The 22,962-nt window shown below is 42.8% G+C and carries 16 protein-coding genes, 2 tRNA genes and 3 rRNA genes; 7 read left to right on the top strand and 14 right to left on the bottom strand.

Features of this window, described 5'->3' with window-relative positions:
* Positions 1-2: 2 nt before the first annotated feature.
* A complete protein-coding gene (nadC, locus tag C6N34_RS08390; protein WP_406876211.1) occupies positions 3-881 on the bottom strand; it encodes a carboxylating nicotinate-nucleotide diphosphorylase in 879 nt (292 codons plus the stop codon).
* Positions 882-1,209: 328 nt separating this feature from the next.
* Between nadC and C6N34_RS08395 the strand changes: the two genes are divergently transcribed.
* The 5 genes from C6N34_RS08395 to rrf all read left to right on the top strand — a co-directional run bounded on the left by C6N34_RS08395 (position 1,210) and on the right by rrf (position 6,105).
* A 16S ribosomal RNA gene (locus C6N34_RS08395) occupies positions 1,210-2,697 on the top strand.
* 115 nt (positions 2,698-2,812) lie between these two features.
* Positions 2,813-2,886 (top strand) — tRNA-Ile (locus C6N34_RS08400).
* Positions 2,887-2,889: 3 nt separating this feature from the next.
* Positions 2,890-2,962 (top strand) — tRNA-Ala (locus tag C6N34_RS08405).
* A 127-nt stretch (positions 2,963-3,089) separates the two neighbouring features.
* Positions 3,090-5,910 (top strand): 23S ribosomal RNA (locus tag C6N34_RS08410).
* A gap of 77 nt (positions 5,911-5,987) precedes the next feature.
* Positions 5,988-6,105, top strand: a 5S ribosomal RNA gene (rrf, locus tag C6N34_RS08415).
* The 16S, 23S and 5S rRNA genes sit together here with 2 tRNA genes alongside, the layout of an rRNA operon.
* A gap of 935 nt (positions 6,106-7,040) precedes the next feature.
* Here rrf and C6N34_RS08420 read toward each other — a convergent pair.
* The 3 genes from C6N34_RS08420 to C6N34_RS08430 all read right to left on the bottom strand — a co-directional run bounded on the left by C6N34_RS08420 (position 7,041) and on the right by C6N34_RS08430 (position 9,995).
* Complete coding sequence (locus C6N34_RS08420; protein WP_115538936.1) at positions 7,041-7,931, bottom strand: AAA family ATPase; 891 nt, start codon at positions 7,929-7,931, stop codon at positions 7,041-7,043.
* 267 nt (positions 7,932-8,198) lie between these two features.
* Positions 8,199-9,098 carry a hypothetical protein gene (locus C6N34_RS08425; RefSeq protein WP_147290751.1) on the bottom strand — a complete coding sequence of 300 codons (900 nt, stop codon included), beginning with the start codon at positions 9,096-9,098 and terminating at the stop codon, positions 8,199-8,201.
* A 318-nt stretch (positions 9,099-9,416) separates the two neighbouring features.
* Positions 9,417-9,995: a Uma2 family endonuclease gene (locus C6N34_RS08430; protein ID WP_057177931.1), complete on the bottom strand. Its 579-nt coding sequence runs from the start codon at positions 9,993-9,995 to the stop codon at positions 9,417-9,419.
* Positions 9,996-10,147: 152 nt separating this feature from the next.
* Between C6N34_RS08430 and C6N34_RS08435 the strand changes: the two genes are divergently transcribed.
* The gene (locus C6N34_RS08435) at positions 10,148-10,354 is read left to right on the top strand and encodes a D-Ala-D-Ala carboxypeptidase family metallohydrolase (RefSeq protein WP_235678268.1); all 207 of its coding nucleotides are present in this window, start codon (positions 10,148-10,150) and stop codon (positions 10,352-10,354) included.
* An 18-nt stretch (positions 10,355-10,372) separates the two neighbouring features.
* On the opposite strand, the gene C6N34_RS08440 is transcribed toward C6N34_RS08435, so the two are convergent.
* The 3 genes from C6N34_RS08440 to C6N34_RS08450 form a co-directional block, all read right to left on the bottom strand.
* The gene (locus tag C6N34_RS08440) at positions 10,373-12,136 is read right to left on the bottom strand and encodes a WD40 repeat domain-containing protein (protein ID WP_236107492.1); all 1,764 of its coding nucleotides are present in this window, start codon (positions 12,134-12,136) and stop codon (positions 10,373-10,375) included.
* A gap of 19 nt (positions 12,137-12,155) precedes the next feature.
* Positions 12,156-12,401, bottom strand: coding sequence for a hypothetical protein (locus C6N34_RS08445; RefSeq protein ID WP_236107494.1), 246 nt, complete (start codon positions 12,399-12,401; stop codon positions 12,156-12,158).
* 428 nt (positions 12,402-12,829) lie between these two features.
* Positions 12,830-12,937, bottom strand: a complete 108-nt coding sequence (locus C6N34_RS08450; RefSeq protein WP_235528882.1) for a DUF29 domain-containing protein — start codon at positions 12,935-12,937, stop codon at positions 12,830-12,832.
* A gap of 111 nt (positions 12,938-13,048) precedes the next feature.
* Here C6N34_RS08450 and C6N34_RS08455 point away from each other — a divergent pair, with 111 nt between their 5' ends.
* Positions 13,049-13,309 (top strand): hypothetical protein, encoded by a 261-nt coding sequence (locus C6N34_RS08455; RefSeq protein WP_115538496.1) that lies wholly within the window; start codon positions 13,049-13,051, stop codon positions 13,307-13,309.
* A 124-nt stretch (positions 13,310-13,433) separates the two neighbouring features.
* Here C6N34_RS08455 and brxL read toward each other — a convergent pair whose 3' ends face one another.
* The 7 genes from brxL to pglX (C6N34_RS08490) form a co-directional block, all read right to left on the bottom strand.
* Complete coding sequence (gene brxL, locus C6N34_RS08460) at positions 13,434-15,455, bottom strand: BREX system Lon protease-like protein BrxL (protein WP_115538502.1); 2,022 nt, start codon at positions 15,453-15,455, stop codon at positions 13,434-13,436.
* A 15-nt stretch (positions 15,456-15,470) separates the two neighbouring features.
* A complete protein-coding gene (pglZ, locus tag C6N34_RS08465) occupies positions 15,471-17,993 on the bottom strand; it encodes a BREX-1 system phosphatase PglZ type A (RefSeq protein WP_115538497.1) in 2,523 nt (840 codons plus the stop codon).
* Positions 17,986-18,432 (bottom strand): DUF1016 N-terminal domain-containing protein, encoded by a 447-nt coding sequence (locus tag C6N34_RS08470; protein ID WP_115538498.1) that lies wholly within the window; start codon positions 18,430-18,432, stop codon positions 17,986-17,988. Before C6N34_RS08470 ends, pglZ begins: the two co-directional genes overlap by 8 nt.
* Positions 18,432-20,036 (bottom strand): BREX-1 system adenine-specific DNA-methyltransferase PglX, encoded by a 1,605-nt coding sequence (pglX, locus tag C6N34_RS08475; protein WP_236107496.1) that lies wholly within the window; start codon positions 20,034-20,036, stop codon positions 18,432-18,434. The genes C6N34_RS08470 and pglX (C6N34_RS08475) overlap by 1 nt, the downstream gene beginning before the upstream one ends.
* Positions 20,037-20,079: 43 nt before the next feature.
* A complete protein-coding gene (locus C6N34_RS08480) occupies positions 20,080-20,685 on the bottom strand; it encodes an IS630 family transposase (protein WP_083383444.1) in 606 nt (201 codons plus the stop codon).
* A complete protein-coding gene (locus tag C6N34_RS08485; protein WP_102981708.1) occupies positions 20,660-21,028 on the bottom strand; it encodes a helix-turn-helix domain-containing protein in 369 nt (122 codons plus the stop codon). Before C6N34_RS08485 ends, C6N34_RS08480 begins: the two co-directional genes overlap by 26 nt.
* 72 nt (positions 21,029-21,100) lie before the next feature.
* A complete protein-coding gene (pglX, locus tag C6N34_RS08490; protein WP_115538371.1) occupies positions 21,101-22,957 on the bottom strand; it encodes a BREX-1 system adenine-specific DNA-methyltransferase PglX in 1,857 nt (618 codons plus the stop codon).
* Positions 22,958-22,962 lie beyond the last annotated feature (5 nt).

The raw sequence follows: 22,962 nt of genomic DNA on the forward strand, positions 1-22,962 counted from the left end.
ATCTACATTAACCTCATACTCAGATCTAACCATCGTGATTGAGTTACAGGAGCACTGCTAGAAATAAAATCAACTCCCGCTTGTGCTACACTGCGAATAGTATCTAGGCTAATATTGCCCGATGCTTCAATTTTCACCCGTTTATCCTGTTGACGAATCAAACTTACTGCTTGAGTCATCAGATCCAGGGACATATTATCCAACATAATAATTTCAGCTTGACATTGTAGAGCTTCCTCAACCTGCTCTATAGCTTCCGTTTCTACCTCAATACTTAACGGGTATGGAACTTGCGATCGCACTTGTTGAATAGCCTTAGTAATACTGCCAGCTGCGACTATGTGATTATCCTTAATCATCACCGCATCATCTAACCCCATACGATGATTAGTAGCTCCACCCACCGCACTAGCATACTTTTCTAAAATTCTCAACCCGGGAGTAGTCTTACGAGTATCAACAAACTTAGTGGGTAGATCCGCTATTTTTTCCACATACATATTAGTCAAACTAGCAATTCCACTCAACCGCATCACCAAATTCAGTGCCACCCGCTCCCCCATCAATAACCCATCCCAAGCCCCTGTAATTTCCGCTACCACTTCACCAGCTTGACACTTATCCCCCTCAGCCTTGAGTGGCACAAAATTGATTTGGTCATTTAATAGATAAAACACCCTAGCTGCAATTGGCAACCCAGCAATTATCCCCTCTGCTTTAGCTACCCACCTAGCTTGTACACTAGTGTGGTGCTGGGATAACAGAGCTTGGGTCGTGCGATCGCCCCTACCAATATCCTCCATCAACCAGACCCGCAGCATGGGGTCAAGCAACAAAACCGGTGGTAATACACCCAAAAAACCTTTCATCGAACTTTCCATCAGTTGTTTAAATATAATCAAGTCTAAGCGGAGATTTCAACAGTTTACCAATGGTTCAAATGCCCAATCCATAAAGGATTCAGCCCCTAAAATTTTGGTAAAAAACTTTTTTCAAAAAAAGTGAAAAAAGTAGTTGACATTCTCAAAGAGGTTCGCTATATTGAATAAGTGGCTGAGAGAGACGCAAGAAACAGCGACTCCCAAGTCCACCCGAACCTTGAAAATAATATAGTTTGAAAGACAGTATAAAGCAATCTACTCGTCAAGTCAAGAAAATAATACCTGACTGAGGTAATCAGTCAAAGAAAGAGCTAAAAACAAACTTAACAAAACGGAGAGTTTGATCCTGGCTCAGGATGAACGCTGGCGGTATGCTTAACACATGCAAGTCGAACGGGATGCTTAGGCATCTAGTGGCGGACGGGTGAGTAACGCGTGAGAATCTGGCTCCAGGTCGGGGATAACAGTTGGAAACGACTGCTAATACCGGATGTGCCGAGAGGTGAAAGATTTATTGCCTGGAGATGAGCTCGCGTCTGATTAGCTAGTTGGTGGTGTAAGGGACCACCAAGGCGTCGATCAGTAGCTGGTCTGAGAGGATGATCAGCCACACTGGGACTGAGACACGGCCCAGACTCCTACGGGAGGCAGCAGTGGGGAATTTTCCGCAATGGGCGAAAGCCTGACGGAGCAATACCGCGTGAGGGAGGAAGGCTCTTGGGTCGTAAACCTCTTTTCTCAAGGAAGAAGAAAGTGACGGTACTTGAGGAATAAGCATCGGCTAACTCCGTGCCAGCAGCCGCGGTAATACGGAGGATGCAAGCGTTATCCGGAATGATTGGGCGTAAAGGGTCTGCAGGTGGAACTGAAAGTCTGCTGTTAAAGAGTTTGGCTTAACCAAATAAAAGCGGTGGAAACTACAGAACTAGAGTGCGGTAGGGGCAAAAGGAATTCCTGGTGTAGCGGTGAAATGCGTAGATATCAGGAAGAACACCGGTGGCGAAAGCGTTTTGCTAGACCGTAACTGACACTGAGGGACGAAAGCTAGGGGAGCGAATGGGATTAGATACCCCAGTAGTCCTAGCCGTAAACGATGGATACTAGGCGTGGCTTGTATCGACCCGAGCCGTGCCGGAGCTAACGCGTTAAGTATCCCGCCTGGGGAGTACGCACGCAAGTGTGAAACTCAAAGGAATTGACGGGGGCCCGCACAAGCGGTGGAGTATGTGGTTTAATTCGATGCAACGCGAAGAACCTTACCAAGACTTGACATCCTGCGAATCCTGGTGAAAGCTGGGAGTGCCTTAGGGAGCGCAGAGACAGGTGGTGCATGGCTGTCGTCAGCTCGTGTCGTGAGATGTTGGGTTAAGTCCCGCAACGAGCGCAACCCTCGTTTTTAGTTGCCAGCATTAAGTTGGGCACTCTAGAGAGACTGCCGGTGACAAACCGGAGGAAGGTGAGGATGACGTCAAGTCAGCATGCCCCTTACGTCTTGGGCTACACACGTACTACAATGCTACGGACAGAGGGCAGCGAGCCAGGGATGGCAAGCGAATCCAGAAACCGTAGCTCAGTTCAGATCGAAGGCTGCAACTCGCCTTCGTGAAGGAGGAATCGCTAGTAATTGCAGGTCAGCATACTGCAGTGAATTCGTTCCCGGGCCTTGTACACACCGCCCGTCACACCATGGAAGTTGGTCACGCCCGAAGTCATTACCCCAACCGAAAGGAGGGGGATGCCTAAGGTAGGACTGGTGACTGGGGTGAAGTCGTAACAAGGTAGCCGTACCGGAAGGTGTGGCTGGATCACCTCCTTTTAGGGAGACCTACCCATTGAAGAATCGAAAGCCGAAGGCGAATAGAGAATCAAATGGTCTACTCTAGGTCGATGACGTGAGATTGTGAAGTCTTTCAAACTAATATTTGGTTCGCGGGCTATTAGCTCAGGTGGTTAGAGCGCACCCCTGATAAGGGTGAGGTCCCTGGTTCGAGTCCAGGATGGCCCACCTGGGGGTTTAGCTCAGTTGGTAGAGCGCCTGCTTTGCAAGCAGGATGTCAGCGGTTCGAGTCCGCTAACCTCCACATTAGGTATTATCAGCAACTAGGAAAGACCTAGACTGCTGGTGAGAACCAGCCAGAACCTTGAAAACTGCATATAGATAGATAAGAGAGCCGAAATCGAAAGATAGAAGCAAGTGAAGAACCAAGTGGTCAAGCTAATAAGGGCTCATGGTGGATACCTAGGCACACAGAGGCGAAGAAGGACGTGGTTACCTGCGAAAAGTTCCGGGGAGTTGGAAGCAAACAGAGAGCCGGAAATATCCGAATGGGGCAACCCTGAACACTGCCTGTTGAATATATAGACAGGAAAGAGCGAACCTGGCGAATTGAAACATCTTAGTAGCCAGAGGAAAAGAAATCAAAAGAGATTCCCCGAGTAGTGGTGAGCGAAAGGGGAAGAGCCTAAACCAAGGGGTATACCTCTTGGGGTAGTGGGACAGCAACATCGAATCTAGAGACTAGACGAAGCAGCTAAATACTGCACCAGAGGGGGTGAAAGTCCTGTAGTCGAAAGTCAAAGGATAGAAGCTGAATCCCGAGTAGTACGGGGCACGAGAAATCCCGTATGAATCAGCGAGGACCATCTCGTAAGGCTAAATACTACTGTGTGACCGATAGAGAACAAGTACCGCGAGGGAAAGGTGAAAAGAACCCCGGGAGGGGAGTGAAAAAGAACATGAAACCGTGAGCTTACAAGCAGTGGGAGTCCGATTAAACGGATGACCGCGTGCCTGTTGAAGAATGAGCCGGCGACTTATAGGTACTGGTAGGTTAAAGCGGGAATGCTGGAGCCAAAGGGAAACCGAGTCTGAAAAGGGCGCTAATCAGTATTTATAGACCCGAACCCTGGTGATCTAACCATGGCCAGGATGAAGCTTGGGTAAAACCAAGTGGAGGTCCGAACCGACCGATGTTGAAAAATCGGCGGATGAGCGGTGGTTAGGGGTGAAATGCCAATCGAACCAGGAGCTAGCTGGTTCTCCCCGAAATGTGTTGAGGCGCAGCGGTAATGAAAAAATTGGGGGGTAAAGCACTGTTTCGGTGCGGGCTGGGAGACCGGTACCAAATCGAGGCAAACTAAGAATACCCAAGGAGCACATTGCCAGTGAGACGGTGGGGGATAAGCTTCATCGTCAAGAGGGAAACAGCCCAGACCACCAGCTAAGGTCCCCAAATCATCACTAAGTGAAAAAGGAGGTGGGGTTGCAAAGACAACTAGGAGGTTTGCCTAGAAGCAGCCACCCTTGAAAGAGTGCGTAATAGCTCACTAGTCAAGCGATCCTGCGCCGAAAATGAAAGGGGCTAAGTGATGTACCGAAGCTGTGGGATTAGAAATAATCGGTAGGGGAGCGTTCCGTAGTAGTGAGAAGCAGTAGCGGCAAGCAGCTGTGGACGAGACGGAAGTGAGAATGTCGGCTTGAGTAGCGCAAACATTGGTGAGAATCCAATGCCCCGAAACCCTAAGGGTTCCAGAGGCAGGTTCGTCCACTCTGGGTTAGTCGGGACCTAAGGCGAGGTCGAAAGGCGTAGTCGATGGAGACCGGGTCAACAATCCCGGACTACAATATGGGAGCAGAACTAGGGACGCATGAAAGATAGCCACGCCCTGAATGGATTGGGAAGACCGTTACGACGGTCGAGTGGTGAAGGAAAGTGCCAAGAAAAGCTAGGGTTGTGATGAACATATAGTACCCGTACCCGAAACCGACACAGGTAGGGAGGTTGAGAATACCAAGGGGCGCGAGATAACTCTCTCTAAGGAACTCGGCAAAATGGCCCCGTAACTTAGGAAGAAGGGGTGCCTGCCGAAAGGCAGGTCGCAGTGAAGAGATCCAGGCGACTGTTTACCAAAAACACAGGTCTCCGCCAACTCGAAAGAGGACGTATGGGGGCTGACGCCTGCCCAGTGCCGGAAGGTTAAGGAAGTTGGTCAGTGGAAACATGAAGCTGACGACCGAAGCCCCGGTGAACGGCGGCCGTAACTATAACGGTCCTAAGGTAGCGAAATTCCTTGTCGGGTAAGTTCCGACCCGCACGAAAGGCGTAACGATCTGGATGGTGTCTCAGAGAGAGACTCGGCGAAATAGGAATGTCTGTGAAGATACGGACTACCTGCACCTGGACAGAAAGACCCTATGAAGCTTTACTGTAGCCTGGAATTGTGTTCGGGCTTGGCTTGCGCAGGATAGGTGGGAAGCGAAGAACTTCTCCTTGAGGGGGGAAGGGAGCTAACGGTGAGATACCACTCTGGCGAAGCTAGAATTCTAACTAATCACCGTAAGCCGGTGAGAGGAAAGTTTCAGGTGGGCAGTTTGACTGGGGCGGTCGCCTCCTAAAAGGTAACGGAGGCGCGCAAAGGTTCTCTCAGCACGCTTGGAAACCGTGCGACGAGTGTAAAGGCAAAAAGAGAGCTTGACTGCAAGACCAACAAGTCGAGCAGGGACGAAAGTCGGCCTTAGTGATCCGACGGCGCAGCATGGAATGGCCGTCGCTCAACGGATAAAAGTTACTCTAGGGATAACAGGCTGATCTCCCCCAAGAGTCCACATCGACGGGGAGGTTTGGCACCTCGATGTCGGCTCATCGCAACCTGGGGCGGAAGTACGTCCCAAGGGTTGGGCTGTTCGCCCATTAAAGCGGTACGTGAGCTGGGTTCAGAACGTCGTGAGACAGTTCGGTCCATATCCGGTGCAGGCGAAAGAACATTGAGAGGAGTCCTCCTTAGTACGAGAGGACCGGGAGGAACGAACCGCTGGTGTACCAGTTATTCCGCCAGGAGTAGACGCTGGGTAGCCAAGTTCGGAGAGGATAACCGCTGAAAGCATCTAAGTGGGAAGCCCACCTTAAGATGAGTGTTCTCACTACGAGAGTAGGTAAGGTCACGGGGAGAACACCCGTTGATAGGCTTTATGTGGAAGTACAGTAATGTATGTAGCAGAGAAGTCCTAACAGACCGAGGGCTTGACCTCAAAAAGTAATTCATTCTTATCAAAATATATGCAGTCTTCAGGGTTTTGAAGTGGAAACTTTGAAATCGACGAGTTTTCCTGGTGTCTATGGTGCGGTGGAACCACACTGATCCCTTCCCGAACTCAGAGGTGAAACGCTGTTGCGGCGACGATAGTATGGGGGTTGCCCTATGTCAAAATAGCTCGATGCCAGGTTTATTATTACATAACCGCTCATTCCATGTATTATGGAGTGGGCGGTTTGATTTTACTTCCAAAACAGCGATCGCCCGGTTTTAAAAACATTTACCGTAGGTTGGGTTGAGGAACGAAACCCAACAAACCCCACTGTTAATTATGGGCAGTTTGGTTTTACTTCCAAAACAGCGATCGCCCGGTTTTAAAAACATTTACCTTAATGTAAAACCCCACCGTTAATTATGGTGTACGTGAATTCATTGTATTATAGGATGGGCGGTTTGATTTTACCTACAAAACAGCGATCGCCCGTTTTTAAAAACATTTACCTTAATGTAGAACTGCACTATTAATTATGGGATACGTGAATTCGTTATATTATGGAGTGGGCGGTTTGATTTTACTTCCAAAACAGCGATCGCCCGGTTTTAAAAACATTTACCGTAGGTTGGGTTGAGGAACGAAACCCAACAAACCCCACTGTTAATTATGGGCAGTTTGGTTTTACTTCCAAAACAGCGATCGCCTATTTTTAAAAACATTTACCTTAATGTAAAACCCCACCGTTAATTATGGTGTACGTGAATTCATTGTATTATAGGATGGGCGGTTTGATTTTACCTACAAAACAGCGATCGCCCGTTTTTAAAAACATTTACCTTAATGTAGAACTGCACTATTAATTATGGGATACGTGAATTCGTTATATTATGGAGTGGGCGGTTTGATTTTGCTTCCAAAACAGCGATCGCCCGGTTTTAAAAACATTTACCGTAGGTTGGGTTGAGGAACGAAACCCAACAAACCCCACTGTTAATTATGGGCAGTTTGGTTTTACTTCCAAAACAGCGATCGCCCGTTTTTAAAAACATTTACCTTAATGTAGAACTGCACTATTAATTAGGGGTTGCTGAAAAAGTTGAGAATAAACCTAATGAAAATTGGCTCAGTGGTCATGCAAGAAAAAAAGATAAGTTTTCCTCATCGAAATTTACGAAGTAATTAACTTTACTAATCAAACAAGGTAAAAAGGTATCTGGTTTAATGCTATTTTTCATTTCATCATTGACTTTAATACCCTGAATAAATTGAGTCAGAATTTCACCTGTAACTTTTGAAAAAAGGTTGAGTGCTGAGTTTTTGATATCCATTGTTATTTCATTCAGCTTGATAATAACATCATCCATACCAAACTGAATAAGTTTGTTCTCTTTATCGCTAAGGTTTAAAACTTCAAATTTTTCCTCTGCGTAACCTAAATTTTTTAAATCTTCCTCGATTCTTCTGTAAGTCGGAAAGTATAAAATGGTCTCGTTCAAATTTTGGATACTATCCTTAGTAGCAATTATATTAGCATTTATCTGTTTAATGACATCTTTTAGACTTTCTGGATTTTCCTCTTGCTTAATCCTTACCTCATCTAATATTCTAGAGTGGTATTGAATAGGGATCCTATAAGTTTTGATAATACGTTCAAAATGCACACGAAGCAAATCATTACTCATCCGCGCTGCTTCCAACAAACTATCTATTTCTCTCCTGGGCAAAAGTCTTCTCAAGAAAGAACTTGGTGGAAATGGGTCACGTTGATAACTTTGATAAAAAGACCTCAGATCACTGTTTCTAATCTCAACGCTTTTAACCATTTCACCAGATGAGAATTCGAGAATGATAGAACTAAAGTCTATTGAGCTAAGTTTATCGAACCTACATGACATTGAGTAATACAGTGCATTGAGAATTGTGGTTTTACCGGAACCATTTTCTGCAATCAGAATCATTGCTTCTTTGTCAAATAGTGGCGATACCTTAAAGTCAGAATATGCTGTTAGTTGTAAGAGCATAAATACTTATTTTCGCCATGGTAAGGTAGAGGTAGTTAACTTAATCGAGTTAATTGGTTTATCGTGGCAACCAAATCGCTTATGGTTATAACCCTATAATATAAATCTATATTTAAAACTGTTCTATCAATACGTGAATCACTAGGAAAAACGATAATTCCATACACTTTAGTATCTTTCATAAAGACTTTATGACGTTTGCTAATTTTTAAATTTCTATTTCTCCTAATAGCATCACAGTAAGTTTTTACTTGTTGGTAAGGATTGTCACCCCACGATGACAGAATTTCTACTTCTTTTCCTTTTATTTTGGGACTGAGATTGTAATTGGGCTATTGATTGATTCAAAATACCAATTTCATTACGCAGGTGATTAACTTCCTGCTCAAATTGACTTCTTTGACTATCTATTTGTGCTTGTTGTAATTCACGACCCTTAATTTTTTCCGCCAGGTCTATTTGTAGCCTCCTATTATTTTCTTGTAATTGTTGTTCTCTTTCTCGGGCTAAGGTATGTTCTAAAGTGATCAAAATAATCGTTACCACAATGGCAATTATAGTTACAGTATAAGACTCAATCCAACCACTAGTGGAAAAAGGATTATTAATCCATTTAATAATATCATCCTTAAATGTTCGTTTAGGTATTCTAATATAGTAAACTCTGCCGATTATGCGACCTTTATTAATAAATTTTGTAGCAGTTCGTTCAGTTGCACGAGGATTAGCATATACCCCTTGAGGAAAAATAGGAGGAGGATCAAGCAGCACGTCATAAGGATGATTTTTTAGTTCTTCAGGGTTAAGAGCTGCTTTCCAGGATATGGGTCTTGAAGAATTTTTACCAGAATAGGAGATAATATTTTTTCCGGTTGCATCTGTAACTATTAAACCAAATAAACTATAGTTACTGTCTAAAGTACGTTGAATTTCTTCCTGGTTTTGTTTTATTATCACATAAGAAAGTTTAGTTGGTAATGTGTGAGATAACATATTAAAATCAACGGTTTGAACCCGAAATATAGTTTTATTCCAGTAGTCTTCATGAATATTAGATGCAATTATACTGCCTATACCTGTAAATACAGATGTTATTATACTTAGTCTAACTAATGCTTCTTTTCTCCTAGTTATGCTCATCATCCTTCTTATTAATGTAATAATCATTTTATACTCCTTAACTTGGTAAACAAACGAAGGTATAAATACTGTAATCATAATATTATAGTATTAATGAACATGGACTCTAGTTTAGTCCTTATGATTTTTTCTCATAGGTAGCACTTACAAAACAGGAACAATAAGCGATCGCATTTATTACTGGAGTTTAGATTAAAATGGGGAGCGATCGCTGCCCATAATAGAAGTTTATCTGCGTGCGATCGCCTGTGATTTCTATATACTCCTAAATAAGACCACAGATATTTTTAAAAACCAAAACCAAAGTGCTAAAACTGAGTCGATGATTTTAATTTGTAACTGTTATCAAGCTAATTCCTCAAAAACAATATCCTCATAAACCGACTGAATGGGAAAACTTAAATCAATACTTTGTAGCTCGATATTATCCCCCGACTGATAATTAAAAATCTCCCAATTACCCCGATCATTTTTGCGGTATAAATCAATCGCTATTTTCTCAGCATCAACTAAAAGATAATCTTGCAAACTAGGATTGCGACGATACAATCTAAATTTATCCCCTCGGTCATAACTGGCCGTACTGGGAGATAAAACCTCAACAATTAGACAGGGATATTGAATTGCTTGGATTGCAGTGCGATCGCCCTCGTCACAAGTAACGCTCACATCAGGATAAACATAATCTTTTGTTTCCAAAATATTTACACGACAATCGGAATTACCAACCTGACAACCACTACCCCGTAAATGACCTTTAACAATGAAAATAATATTACTAGCAATTCGTCCATGATTTTGAGTTCCCCCAGTCATAGCGTAAACTTCACCATTAATATACTCATGGCGAAGCAGTTGTTTTTCTTCCCAGACAAAATATTCTTCGGGTGTTAACTTAGGAAACTTGTCTTTTACAGCAATCATTTTTTGTTACCTCATCTATGGTTGACCAAATTAAAATCGCTTTTATCAACAATACCTTGCCTATTTTTTGTAGCGACAGGGGAACCCAACCCATTTGTTCGGTTTGTAGGAGTATGTCACCTAACTGTATTTTAGTTAACTCCTTGCCAATAATGCAAATTTATCGCGAGATCGCCACGAAATTAACCATTAAATTAATCCACGCCTGGAGATTGTCTGTGGGGATACCCTTAACCTGGGAACCAGTAAGAGAGAAATTTGGCTCACCCATTAGAATCACATCCGGGTATCGTCCACCCGCAGTCAATAGTTCCCTAGGTGGTGCGCGTAACAGTCAGCATCTTTACTTTCGCGCCTAAGTTTGGCTAAGTTTAATGTTATGTTTCGGGGTAATTATAGGGAAAGACTGTAATAGTTTTATCTCCACTCCCAGTGGCTAGAAGTTTGCCATTAGGACTAAAAGTAATTGTATAAATGGCATCTTCGGCACATTTGACTGTGGAGATTTCTTCACCGCTCTCTAGGTTCCACAACTTTGCAGTTTTATCTTTACTCCCACTAGCTACTATGTTCCCATCGGGACTAATGGCAATGGTATAAACAGCTTGAGAGTGTCCATTTAAAGTTCTAATTTCTTCCCCAGTTTCCACATTCCATAATTTAATGATTGTATCATTACCACCACTCACCAATATTTGATTATTAGGGGTAAAGGCTAAAGCATTTATTCCCCCATTAAACCAGTTGGAATTCACTACTATGGTTCTGACTTGTTTCTCAGCTAGTTTTAAAATCATAATGGTTCCATCACGACTACCACTAGCTAATAGCTGACCATCAGGACTAAAAGCTACACATAAAACACCATCTGAATGACCCTGGAAAGAATAAATTTCTTCACCACTTTCTAAATTCCACAACTTAATAGTTTTGTCATTGCTTCCACTAGCTAGGATTTTACCTAAAGGACTGAAAACTAAAGAGTTTACCTGTTCTTGGTGTCCTGTTAACGTGATGATTTTTTCACCGCTAGTGAAGTTCCATAATCTAATGGTTTTATCTTTACTTGCACTAGCTACTATGTTCCCATCGGGACTAACTGCTACTGAGTTAATACCTCCATTCCAGGGAGAATCTTGATGTGCTGGTAGGGTGCGATGAGTCTGAGTTATTAAATCCCAAATTTTGATTGTTTTATCATCACTACCACTAACTAAATTTCTACCATCAGGACTAAAAGCTACTGCGGAAACTTTAGACTCATGACCTTTTAAATTTTGTACAAATAATAATTGGTTGAGATTTTCATCTACACTTGCTTCCGATTTAGATGTGGCAAGAATTACCTGATTAAATTTTCCTGTGATTGGTGAAGTTTCTATATTTTCAATACATGATGTTTTGGGAGTATTGAAATTAGGTTCTTCGGTTTCTTCTAAATTGCTTACTGTGATTAAATCATCAAAGCACCTATCTAATTCTGTCAAAGAGTTATTCACGGATTCAAAAAGTTCATTGAATCTAGAATTTTCATGATTTTGATTCTGTTTGAGTTGATTAAATTCACCAATTGTGACGAAGTTTTGATGACAAGCTTCATGTAGTTTCTGGATTGAATCATCCAGATTTTCACAGCGAGACTCAATCTGGTCAATTTGTTGACTAATTTCGGTTAATTCTAATTTATTTTCTGTTTGCTCTAGTAAGTTTTTAATTTCACTGTCTATTGTATTTAGGCGATTATATATATCACTAATTTGTTGAGGAATTTCTTCGGTTGATACTAGCAATTTTTGTATAGAAATTTGAATTTTCTGATCAATTATTTCGTTTAGTTGTTGTTTCCAAATTTCAATTTTTTTGATTCTTTCATTAGATTGGTTCATTGTTTGTTTAATTTCATCAACTTGATTTGTCAGATTTGTCATATTTATTTGTAGTGTTGTAATTTGTGGAATTTGTGATGATGACCAAGCATGATTATACCTAACATAATTTCCTAAGTGCAATAGCAATATATCTAATAGGATAGGTATAACCATATATAGTATGTCTTTGGTAGCCAAGAATGCGATCACACCCAAAGACAGAAGGCTTAAACCAATATATTCCCTAGCTTGGATTTCTGGAATTTTACTCATATTTATCTACTGATTTATTTTATTTTTTTAGGATCTCATTTACAGTTAACTTCACCTCAGAAAATAAAGGGGAACAAATCACCTCATCACCCGTAAAAACCTGCTCCTCATATAAACCTTCCACCCACTCCAAAACAGTCACCTTTTGCGCCATCGGAAGGTTGGTTTGAGCATCACTTTCTGGGTAGACAATTTCAGGCGCGATTGTCTCCCCAAGCTGATTTTTATTGGAATTTGCCTCATCATATCTATACCTCCCATTCACTTTGGTACTGACTCAATCGGTTTAATTTACTATAACATGGCTTCTGTAGGGATGTATTGCATACCTTCACTTAAAATTAATTGGGTTGACTTTAGCAGGAGGAAGGTTTTTAAAAATCTTTCTCCCGGGGGGACATTTTGGTGCACGTAATAGTTTGCGACACCCCCTACATTATCATACATTTAGCCTACTTATTTGGTGATTCTTATGACCACTCCCTTTTCTTTCAGCTTAGATATTGAATTATCTCTATCTAACTAACTGGAGTTTAGATTGAAGAGAGGAGCGATCGCCTGTATGGAGTGCTTCGCGATCGCCTGTGGTTTTTATATACTCCTAAATAAGACCATAGATATTTTTAAAAACCAACTCTCACCCACTTAGCACAAACAGGAACAATAAGCGATCGCATTTATTGCATTTATCGATTATATAATTTGAGAGTGCGATCGCACATCCTTAAAACGCCCGTTAGCAATTAGATCAGCCATCTTTTCTGACCAGAGAACAAAATCTTGTTCATACAAAGTTGTCATAGTTTTAAAATGCTGGTTTTACTATTTTAACAAGCGATCGCCCAGTGATAAGTAGGGAGGCACAATTTTCCAGTTAGGTTATTATTAAGTAAAAAGTAAAGGAATAAATCTATGAATACTCGTGAAGTTGTGGTTAATAAGTTACAACAATTACCAGATCCTCTGATATCAAGAGTGGATGAGTTTATTAATTTCTTAATTGCACAAAAGCAAAATCAAGTAGTTAATGTTCAATCTTCAGAATCTTTAACAGATAGGTGGAAGCGGTGGTTTGAAAAGGTTGATCAATTACCTATACTAAATCATGAACCGCAGAATGAGTATCAACAACGTTTGCTCCAAAAATATCGTCAGCAGAGTTTAGATTTATGATTCTGTGTGATGCGGGAGTTTTGCTTTGTTTAGTAGATTACACACAACCTCAACATCAAATTTATAAAAATCTGGTGATGCGTGTCAGTAAACCTATGGTTACAACTCACCTACTTACATCAGATTAATCGACAGGGTCACAACGGAGAAATGTGACCTCAAAAGCTTTACACCCCCGGAACTCCTGCAATCGGTTTGGAATCGAGAACACATCTTTTAGGTCGTAGTGCTGAAATATGTCTAATCCCCTGTCTAATAATATCTTCCAGCCTGTATCTGTCACTATGTGTCGAGCGTGAATGGTAGAAGTACCATCAAATTCCCACTTGAAATCAATCCCAGCAATACTACAGGAATCTTGTATCTTCACTAAATACTCAACCTGTTGCTCCCCTTTTAATTCATCTAGGGTTGTAATTAAATTAATCTTTACTTCGTCTCTGTTGGGCTTTAACTTGATTACGGTTTCTATCAAGTCCATTAAGTTGCAGGCCTGGTGAAAAACTCGGATGTAGGGATCGGTAATGGTAATCTCCTTTGCACCCTCTAAATAGGGACCTAACAGGGTGTCAAATGAAACCCCTCGCTGATTCTCTTTAAAGGTCAGGTGCGCTTCCTGTGGAAAAACTTCTCCATCCTCTTCCCATAATGATGGTCTCTCTTTCTCTTCGGTCAGGATCTGGTGGTAGAAGCTGGCATACTCTTCTTCTTCCAGGGTGGTGACAGTTTTACAGGTGCCCTTTCTATTTTCGTAGGCAAAGTTAACTTTCCTATAGGTAGAATCTATGCGCAATAGCTGATCTTTAACCCGCTTGCGCCCCTCTATGGCAATTTGTAACATTTCCTCTACCTCGGACTCTGTCCCACTACCCTGGGGAAAAAGGAGTTTCATTAAACCGGAAAAGGTCTTTTGAATACCATCGCGATCGCGGGTGGAAATATCAGGAGAAAGGGAAAAGTAAGTATGATAGTAATCTGAGTAATCAAGGTTACGCATGGCTCGGAGAATTTCCGCTAGGTAGTCTACGACAAAACCATAGCCATTGCAGAACATTTCCCCCCGGATGATGTCCACTTCCCATCCGGGAATGTAAAAATGAATGCGATCCAGGAAGGCGGAATCGTGGAATTTGTCGGGAAGTTCTTCAAAAAGATCGGAGTGCTTGAGCATATAGGGGACTGTATGCTTGGTGTTACCTACAAATACCATGGAGGCTTCGGCTCCAAGGGTTTCTATACCTCGTGAAAAGGATTTGTTGGCCATGTAGTTCTTCATGATGTCTACAAGAGATTTATTCACACTCTTTTGCTTACCAGCAAACTCATCAAAGGCCACCACATCCCAATAACCAACTAAACCAATCCTACCAGTGGAATTATTGACAAACAATTTGGCTACGGTTACTTCGCCACCGGAGATGAGGATGCCATGGGGGGAGAATTCGGAAAAAATGTGGGATTTGCCAGTCCCCTTGGGTCCAAGCTCAATTAGGTTATAGTTGCGCTCACAAAATGGAATCAGACGGATGAGCTGAAGTAGCTTGCTTCGCCTACCAAACATCTCGGGGTTAAAACCAATACTCTGGACTAGTAAGTCAATCCATTCTTCCGTGGTGAATGCTTGGCGGGCCTGCACGTAAGTATCAAAATCAAAGTAAGATAGTTGAATGGGTTTTAGGGAGGCCAGAATCCAGGGACTAGAATTCTTATCTTCGCTAAATTCGTATTCCAGGTCTGCAATGCACCACACTCCACTCACTAGGAGTTTGGGGTGGCTCTTGACTGTGCTAGAATCAACTAACACCTTCTTAATGCCCAGATTGCCAAACTCGGCTTCATACACATCCGCCTTTTCGTTCAACTCAACGCTGATCTTATCTATGACCTTATAACGTCCCTTTTCCCTAATATTAGAGCGAATCAGCCCTGCTTCGTTGCGATGGACATAATGTTTCCGCAATATTTCCTTAACTGTTTCAATCCCTGTGTTAATAGTGGCTTCGTCATTGGTGGCACAATACTGACCGAGAAGGTATTCGAGTACATAGGAAGGAACGATGGCGTTACCTTTGACCGTCTTAACCAGGTCTTTTCGCACCACAAGTCCAGGAAAATGGGCATTTATCTTTTGATCCAGGTTGTTCAAAGCAGTTCCTCCCACTTAAAAATCAAAGTCACTGGTGAACGAGCGGCGCATGGTATAAGAAAGGTGTTTATACTTCTTATGTTGAGATGTGCCGGGTAGTTTTTCGTTAAGGCGCAAGTAGACCTCTTGTCCATTGGCTTCATCCGCTTTGCGTGTTAGGGTGAAGGTGACGGAAATTTCCCTATCTCTGGGATTTTCTGATTCTAGGTCAAAGGTGAGGTCATGGGAGTCGGAGATCAGTTCCTCTGTCTGAGTATAGATTCCAGCTTGCAGAAACCGGGGGTGTACTTTTTCTGTAACTGCTTGTGTCTGGTATATAACTACAGTCAGTTGGGTGGCTGTGATAATAGAACTAGCTCCCCGGAGAATTTCCACTTCCACCATAGTGATATCACTGGTTCGCTTCTTGTGGATCTTCACAATAGGAATCACCACTTCTTGCAGGGAGGCGCCACCATGGACGTAACGACTTCCCGAACCTTTAAGACGGAGACGGTTGATTGATTTGGGGATCTGCACTTCTAGTTCCCCTTGTAGACCAAGCTGATTGGAAGTAAATTTACGTAGGCTGGGGGTCTTTTTTAGTCCCTTACCCAGGACGAAGCGGCGGTTTTTAAACAGGATCTGTTCCCCCTGGGGTTCATCACTGGCAAAATCACTATCTTCGATCGCCCGTTTCTGGTAGATAAATCCGTGGTCTGCTGTTACCAATATATTACTAGCATTTGCACTGGTTAGTTTCTTAATCAGCTTGATGAGTTGATCTAGGGTTTCTTCAACCGCATCAAAAACTCGGGACTCTGATTCTCGTTTATCACCTATGGCATCAATGTGGTTATGATACACATAGACCAAATCATGGTCACGGAAGAGTGTGCGACGATCGTCTGAGCTTAGTTCTCTTAGATCTTCTGCGGTTATGGCAGTGGCACGTTTGGAATGTCCGCGTTTGATTTGTTTTTTACGATTTTCGGTTCCCATGGAACTTTGAGAATCTACTAAAACCGAACCATCATTAGCTAGGGCGAGAGTGCTATGGGGGAGTAAGGCAGCCATACCAAGCTGAGTATAGCTGGGGAGCATGGCCATGGCTGATTCTAGGGTGGCTTCGTAACGATCTTCTTGGCGGATTAAGCTGATCAGTTCATCACCAATTTCAAAGCGCAAAGCATCGGAGATAATTACAAATATTTTCTTATCTGTGTTGAGAAAGGGCAGTACCCAGTGGTGAAAAAATTTATTTTGGAGATAGATATATGGTGCAGACCAACTCGTAGTCTGATCAACCCATGATTGCCAGTGATCATTCAGCTTTAAGAGGTAATTGTTAGCGTAAAGGTTTTCTATCAAATCAACTAATCCTCCCATAAATGAACAGTCTGGGACTCGGCCTAGATGGTAGATAGTTTTGCGGTAAAGCTGGTCGATGCGAAACCATGATTTAGCGTATTTTTCCACCCCTTCAGCTAGGGATTCTATGGTAAAGCATGCCCTATCTAACTCCTGTATAAACTTAGCTGCGGCCCCAACACATTCGTAGTAGTGTTGAAACTCTTCATACCAATGGCTTTGCTTGCGCCGCCATATCCACTGAGCAACATCACTACCAAGTAAAGTTCTCTGCTCCACACCGCGCACCAGTTCGCTCAATATTCTTTGGTCAATTAGGCGGAAGTAGTCCACATCGAGCAGTTCCCCAATCTCTCTTTCTCCTAGGTCATGTTCAATGCCAAGGTCTTTAGCACACCAGCTGGATAAAGTCTCGAAGGAATGTTGACATTTAATGCTATCCTTCCATCGTTTGAGAAATACCACAGCGTCGGAGGAGAGGTTTTGAGTTCCTTTGGGGGTGGAGGCAAAGTTTTCAAAATAGCAGTAGCTGAAGAGTTGGAGAGCAAAATCCTTCATACTTGGTTTGGCACAGCTGTAACCATAGCAGTTCTTCATCTGCTCCCAAAAATACTGCTCTAGCTCGCACCGTACCATCAGGCGATATTTATCCCCAATTTGACCTTTCTCATACTGGGCACAGTCACTAGAAAGCTCCCCTAAAAGTTGTTCCAGAATCGCTTCCAATCGTGAGTCCGACCCACAGCCGGTGCAGACAGCTAACATCTTTAATTGGATTTGAGTGATAGTATCGTGGGATGTAATCAATCGTTTAAGCAACTCCCTCCGCTCAGAGGATTGGAAAAAGGCAATGTGACCTTGCACCAAATGGGTAAACTCCCTACTTAGTTCCAGTTCGGCGAGCCATAGAGAAGTCTGGTCAGCACGAAACTCTGTGTGGGCCAGTTGAACATCCAGCAACCAGTTTTCTAGGTCAGGGGGTTGAGGTCCTTCTTGATAGAGTAGGAACTTACTTTTCGGTTCCTGGTGCAGGATACGGTACTTAACGGCGAACTGGTTGTTGGTAAGTTCTATTTTCTCTACACCACCCAAAAATTCCCGGACAAGTTCCGGTTTGGCATCATACCAGAACACAATGCGGTGTTTTTCAAAGAGTTTGGTGAGGGACTGGTTAATTCGGTTAATCATAAATGCCCTCCAGCAGGTTAGAAATCGCTTCTGAGGAAGGTAATTGACCTTTTAGTTCCTTTATTCGGGGGATAATGGCTTTTTCTAGTTCCCATGCAATTTCTCCAACCAGTGGTTGGAGTTTTTCATCCCCACTAAACTCCAGGTAATATTGGCGCATATACCAGAGATTTTGTACGGAAAACCCTCTGATACCGGGGAATTTTTCCTGGAGATCAGCAGATAGCCTTTCTACCACGGATTTCCCCCATCCACTATCTTTTTGTCGCTCCACGATCATTTTGCCCATGTCCCAATATAATCCTACCAGCTGGGTATTTACGGCTTTGAGAGCTGCATACTGGGCTGTGCGAACTCGTTCTTTGACCTCTAGTAGGAGTTGGGAATACTCGACTGGAGATAGAGTTGATTGGATATCTTTCTTAGATTTCTCAGCCATTAGTCCTCCTCTTTTGTCTCCAATCCCGGGATTTTCTTTAAAGCTAACCCAAATTTTGGGTAATTTGCCTTGACACCGTCATCCAGGTCAATGTGGATTTGCTCTATGGCCAGGGGATAGAGGATCTCTCGTTCGTAGTCATCGAGCTCTTCGATTATGGTAGCAAGTTTGTTGATTTCTTTGACTGCTTTGGTTTTCTCTGACTGGGAGGCATCAGCACTTACTTCAACTCGTTTGAGGTGATTTTGACGGGCTTCTAGTTTGGCTCGGAATTCCCGCAGGTAATCGTTTAGCACTATACTGACTGTATCTGGGCGATAGCGGTGTAGGTAGATGAGGGCGTTGAAGTTGCTTTTGGGGGAGGAGAAAAGCCAGTAGATGGGGCGTTTTTTGTAGCGTTTGACGTGGTCGTTGTAGAAGTCTTTGAGGAAGTATTTGCGGATATCTTTGCCTAGGGCTTTTTCGATGAATTTTAGGTTTTCTTCGTAGTGTTGTTCACCAAAGGTAAGGCGCAGGAATTGGCGGAAGCGATCGCTCATATCGTCGGTGAACCATTGGCCATCGAGAATGGGGATAACGTTGGTTTTTGTGGGGGTAAAGGTGGGATTGGGGATTTGTTGGAGGTAGTCTGGGAGGGTTTCTCCTTGGTTGGCGAGGATGAGTCCTGGTTGGTCGAGGGAGTAGCGTCCAAACATGCACCCTACTGCGTAGGAGATGTATTCTTTAATGGTGTCGGCGAGGAGAAGGGTTTCTAGTTCTGTTTGGGGTTTGGTGTGGTCGTAGCGGTAGTGGGGGTTACAGGTGAGGGTGATTTCGTTCAGGGGAACTTCGGGGGTGAGTTCGTCTTGGAGTCCGTACGCCAAGATAAATATGCGGTTATTTTCTTCTTCTAGGCGTTGCATTTCTAGGGTTGTTTGCTGCCATTGATGGCGGAGTTTTTGGTAGGTGGTTTGGAGGGTGGGTTGGCGGTAGCTGGGGTCGAGGAGGGGGAGTTTGGTGAAGTCCCAGGAGGTTTCATAGGAGTCCCAGTCGCGCATCTCTACCAAAATTAAACTTAATGTTGTATTAATAACAGTATGCACTTGACTCACTATTATTGGCAGATCCCTCACATTTTTTATTTGCAGGTTCAATGTAGGATTAAGTGTTTTATTCAAAACTCGTGCCACTTTGCTGTTCAAGAATGCTATTAAATACTCTAAAGGATGTTCATCCTTAATAAAAACAGTTGAACCACCTTTATCAAAGGTCTCATCTTCTACAAGCAGACGGAAACTTTGTTTTGCTGATGTTATTAACGTCCAAGTAATACCTTTTCTGTACCAAAGATACTCTGCAATAATTCGGCAGCTTGGGTCTTGTCGATAATGTGTCCTTGCAGATTCAGACCAGTTGACTATATGCTCCCTATTCCCATACCATTTTCTGTAATCACCACCTTTTGCATATGAAAGCCACTTTTTGTTTCTACCTATTAATGAAGCAGAAACCTCCCATGTATTTCTAACAAACTTGTCATTGTTAGCTGTTATGTTTTGCCCTTCAGAAATCGTCCATTCTTCCACCCGCTCTGAACTAAACGCATTTATGATATTTTCACTCACCCAATAGGCGATCGGACTCCCCGGAATCTTCTTACAGCAGTTTTCATGTAAATAAACCACAATGATTGAACCAATTAAGCGCATCCTCTGCTGTAATATAATTTACTGCACTTGTCATGGCCTCATTTAGGGCTTCTAATGTTCGTGCCTCCCGACTACGGAGAAATTGCTTTAATTTTGACCAACACAATTCTATCGGAGATAAGTCTGGAGAATAGGGGGGTAAAAACTTAACTTTTGCACCGACTGATTCAATTGACAATCTCACGCGCTCGGCATAATGAACCTTTAAATTATCCATAACAACAATAGCCCCTTTCCATAATTGAGGTACTAAAACCTGATTTACATAAGTGAGAAATACTTCTGTATTTGTGCTTCCCTCTACAGTCATTGCTGCCAGAATTCCATCCATATTTAAAGCCCCAATCAGAGAAATATTTTTGCCCTTGTTTCCTGGTACGCTACCAATTGCTCTTTGTCCATCTTGGCTTCTGGCAAACAACCTTGACATCCCTAAATTTATCCCCGATTCATCTAAAAACACTAAATTTCTAATATCAACTGTATCTACCCAACGACGATAATCATGCCTTAATTCTTGAACACGTGGAGTCTCCTGTTCACTGGCATTTAGACTTTTTTTTATGACGTAGACCCAACTTTTCTAAGGCTCGATGCATGGTTGTGATACTAACACTAGTGCCCGTCGTTTCTCTCAGGCGATCGCACAATTCTGAAAGTAGTAAATCATTTTTCTCATCCAGCCAAGACTTGATCATGTTTAAATATTGGCCTGCAATTACAGGCTTTTCATATCCTCCACATTGCTTTGGCTCAACTTGCCCAGTTTCACGATAACGACGTACTAAATTTCTCACAAATGATAAGCTGACCTTGAATCTTTCTGCCAACTGGCGTTGAGATCCCTCTTGAGCAACCCATGCTACAATCACGCGATTACGCAAATCTATTGAATAAGGTTTTGGCATATAATTTGACAGTACTTCTACTCTATTTTAGTTTATTACCCTTATTATAGCTTATCTTATTTTGTAGTTTAACTACATGAAAATTGCTGTAAAATCAGCAGCAGAAGCACGGAAAAACCAACCGCAATTGGGATTTTTAATGGCTTCACGAAGCGCAGACTCCTTCTCTCCTTCGGAGTTGCCATCAACTAAACGTACATAACTTCCTTTATATTCAGAATCATTGCTATTCGCTAAAACAAAGGCAGTTGTGGATACAACCTCACCCCCAATACTGTCAAACCCTCTTGCGCCAAGATGGGCCATGGAAAGGAGAGTATCTTGACCCAAAATACCCGCTCGAAGTTTTTCAAATGAGGAGAGAAACATCCAACTCTGCATGGTTATCATCGCAACCAAACCGTGCTTTCTCGCAAGTTGCAGATTGCGCTCAATAAACACAGCAAATAAATCCCCCTTGCTGTCAGGATAATTATCTTTAACCCACGCCCCCAACCTGCTATTCATCCCCTTCCCACCCATATAGGGGGGATTAGCCACCACTACATGATACTTAGAACTCAAATAATCTGCCTGCTTTAACACTTGCAAAACCTTCTGATGGGTCTGGTAAAAAAGCAGTTGCCCAGAAACATTCTTCCCTTTCAACATGGCCACTATCCCTCCCACATCTGTCGCTGTGGGACGAATGAGAGAGCCAAAATTATCAGCCTCTTCAAACTCATGTAGGGTGCTTTGCACCTTATATGTAAACAGATCCCGCCCTATAAAATCCATGTACCTCTTTAGCTCATCCTTCTCAAATATCACCTTTTGTAATACGCAAATATTCGGTTGGAAAGGCTTACGCAAGAACCGCCGATATTTCTCCCGGGCCTTCATCACCAATGCAAACGCTGCCAACTCCCCTGCTCGTTCATCAATTTCCACACCATAAAGGTTATGGGTGAGAATCTTACCAGGAATCTCAGATGGTTCATAACCTTCCTCTTCATAAATGGCATACAGCAGCTCAAAGGCATATACCAATATATGTCCGCTACCGCAGGCCGGATCACATATCTTAATCTCCTCCGGATTTTCAATGGGGAGAAAATCAGATTCAGGTACTTCTGGTTTGATATAATATTCCATGCGCTCCACCAATGGAGAATGGGGACGATTCAGCATCCACAACCGACCCAAGGAATTTTCCACCAAATATCTAACAATCCAGTGGGGGGTAAAAAGCTGGGTCGCTGCGGGAATATTCTCTGGCGTAATCTTCTTATTCTTTTTTAATCCCTCAAATACCTCATCCTTCTTCTCCGAGATATAATACTGATACAACCATCCAATCACCTCCACATCCTGACCAACATCAGGAGTCATAGCCTCACGGGTATAGGCGAGAATAGATTTCCCTGATAGCAAATCATCGGGTAACAACAGCTCAGTGTAATCTTGAATGCGCTGAAAAAGAAAAGGCATAGCTCCATGCCAGTAGTTACAAGCAGCTACCAGTAGGAGGCGATAGGCTTCCGTTTGTGGGTCTCGGCTGGTAGAAGTTCCGTTTAGTAAGGTCAAGACATGATTTCTAGTTTTAGCTATGGGCATCATATCCTCATCAATATGTCCCATCTTAGCTTCAGCCAAAACCTCTGGTTGGAACTGTCCTTCCAAAGGGGATATAATGGCGGTGGTGGTGTAGCCATTTAAATCCATAAACCGCAGGGCACAGAATCGGTTAAACCAGATATAAGCCACCTGCTCAATGACCTGTTGTTTTCCCTGTTCTTTAATTTGCTGTTCTAGCTTATCTACTGCTTCTGCGCTTTCGCGACGAGCTACACTGTCTTCAGCTATTATATGATTTAATTTACTAGAAACCTGTTCAATTAGGCTGCGACGGGCAAATTGGGCAAATCTTTTGAGTCTAGTTGTATCCATATATG

The organism is Cylindrospermopsis raciborskii Cr2010, assembly GCF_003367075.2.
GTDB lineage: Bacteria > Cyanobacteriota > Cyanobacteriia > Cyanobacteriales > Nostocaceae > Raphidiopsis > Raphidiopsis raciborskii.

What these genes read in the sequence shown, in the direction of transcription:
- nadC (WP_406876211.1), bottom strand. Translation starts at nt 881, where the DNA reads ATGGAAAGTTCGATGAAAGGTTTTTTGGGTGTATTACCACCGGTTTTG.
- C6N34_RS08420 (WP_115538936.1), bottom strand. Translation starts at nt 7,931, where the DNA reads ATGCTCTTACAACTAACAGCATATTCTGACTTTAAGGTATCGCCACTA.
- C6N34_RS08425 (WP_147290751.1), bottom strand. Translation starts at nt 9,098, where the DNA reads ATGATTATTACATTAATAAGAAGGATGATGAGCATAACTAGGAGAAAA.
- C6N34_RS08430 (WP_057177931.1), bottom strand. Translation starts at nt 9,995, where the DNA reads ATGATTGCTGTAAAAGACAAGTTTCCTAAGTTAACACCCGAAGAATAT.
- C6N34_RS08435 (WP_235678268.1), top strand. Translation starts at nt 10,148, where the DNA reads ATGCAAATTTATCGCGAGATCGCCACGAAATTAACCATTAAATTAATC.
- C6N34_RS08440 (WP_236107492.1), bottom strand. Translation starts at nt 12,136, where the DNA reads ATGAGTAAAATTCCAGAAATCCAAGCTAGGGAATATATTGGTTTAAGC.
- C6N34_RS08450 (WP_235528882.1), bottom strand. Translation starts at nt 12,937, where the DNA reads ATGACAACTTTGTATGAACAAGATTTTGTTCTCTGGTCAGAAAAGATG.
- C6N34_RS08455 (WP_115538496.1), top strand. Translation starts at nt 13,049, where the DNA reads ATGAATACTCGTGAAGTTGTGGTTAATAAGTTACAACAATTACCAGAT.
- pglZ (WP_115538497.1), bottom strand. Translation starts at nt 17,993, where the DNA reads ATGATTAACCGAATTAACCAGTCCCTCACCAAACTCTTTGAAAAACAC.
- C6N34_RS08470 (WP_115538498.1), bottom strand. Translation starts at nt 18,432, where the DNA reads ATGGCTGAGAAATCTAAGAAAGATATCCAATCAACTCTATCTCCAGTC.
- C6N34_RS08485 (WP_102981708.1), bottom strand. Translation starts at nt 21,028, where the DNA reads ATGCCAAAACCTTATTCAATAGATTTGCGTAATCGCGTGATTGTAGCA.
- pglX (WP_115538371.1), bottom strand. Translation starts at nt 22,957, where the DNA reads ATGGATACAACTAGACTCAAAAGATTTGCCCAATTTGCCCGTCGCAGC.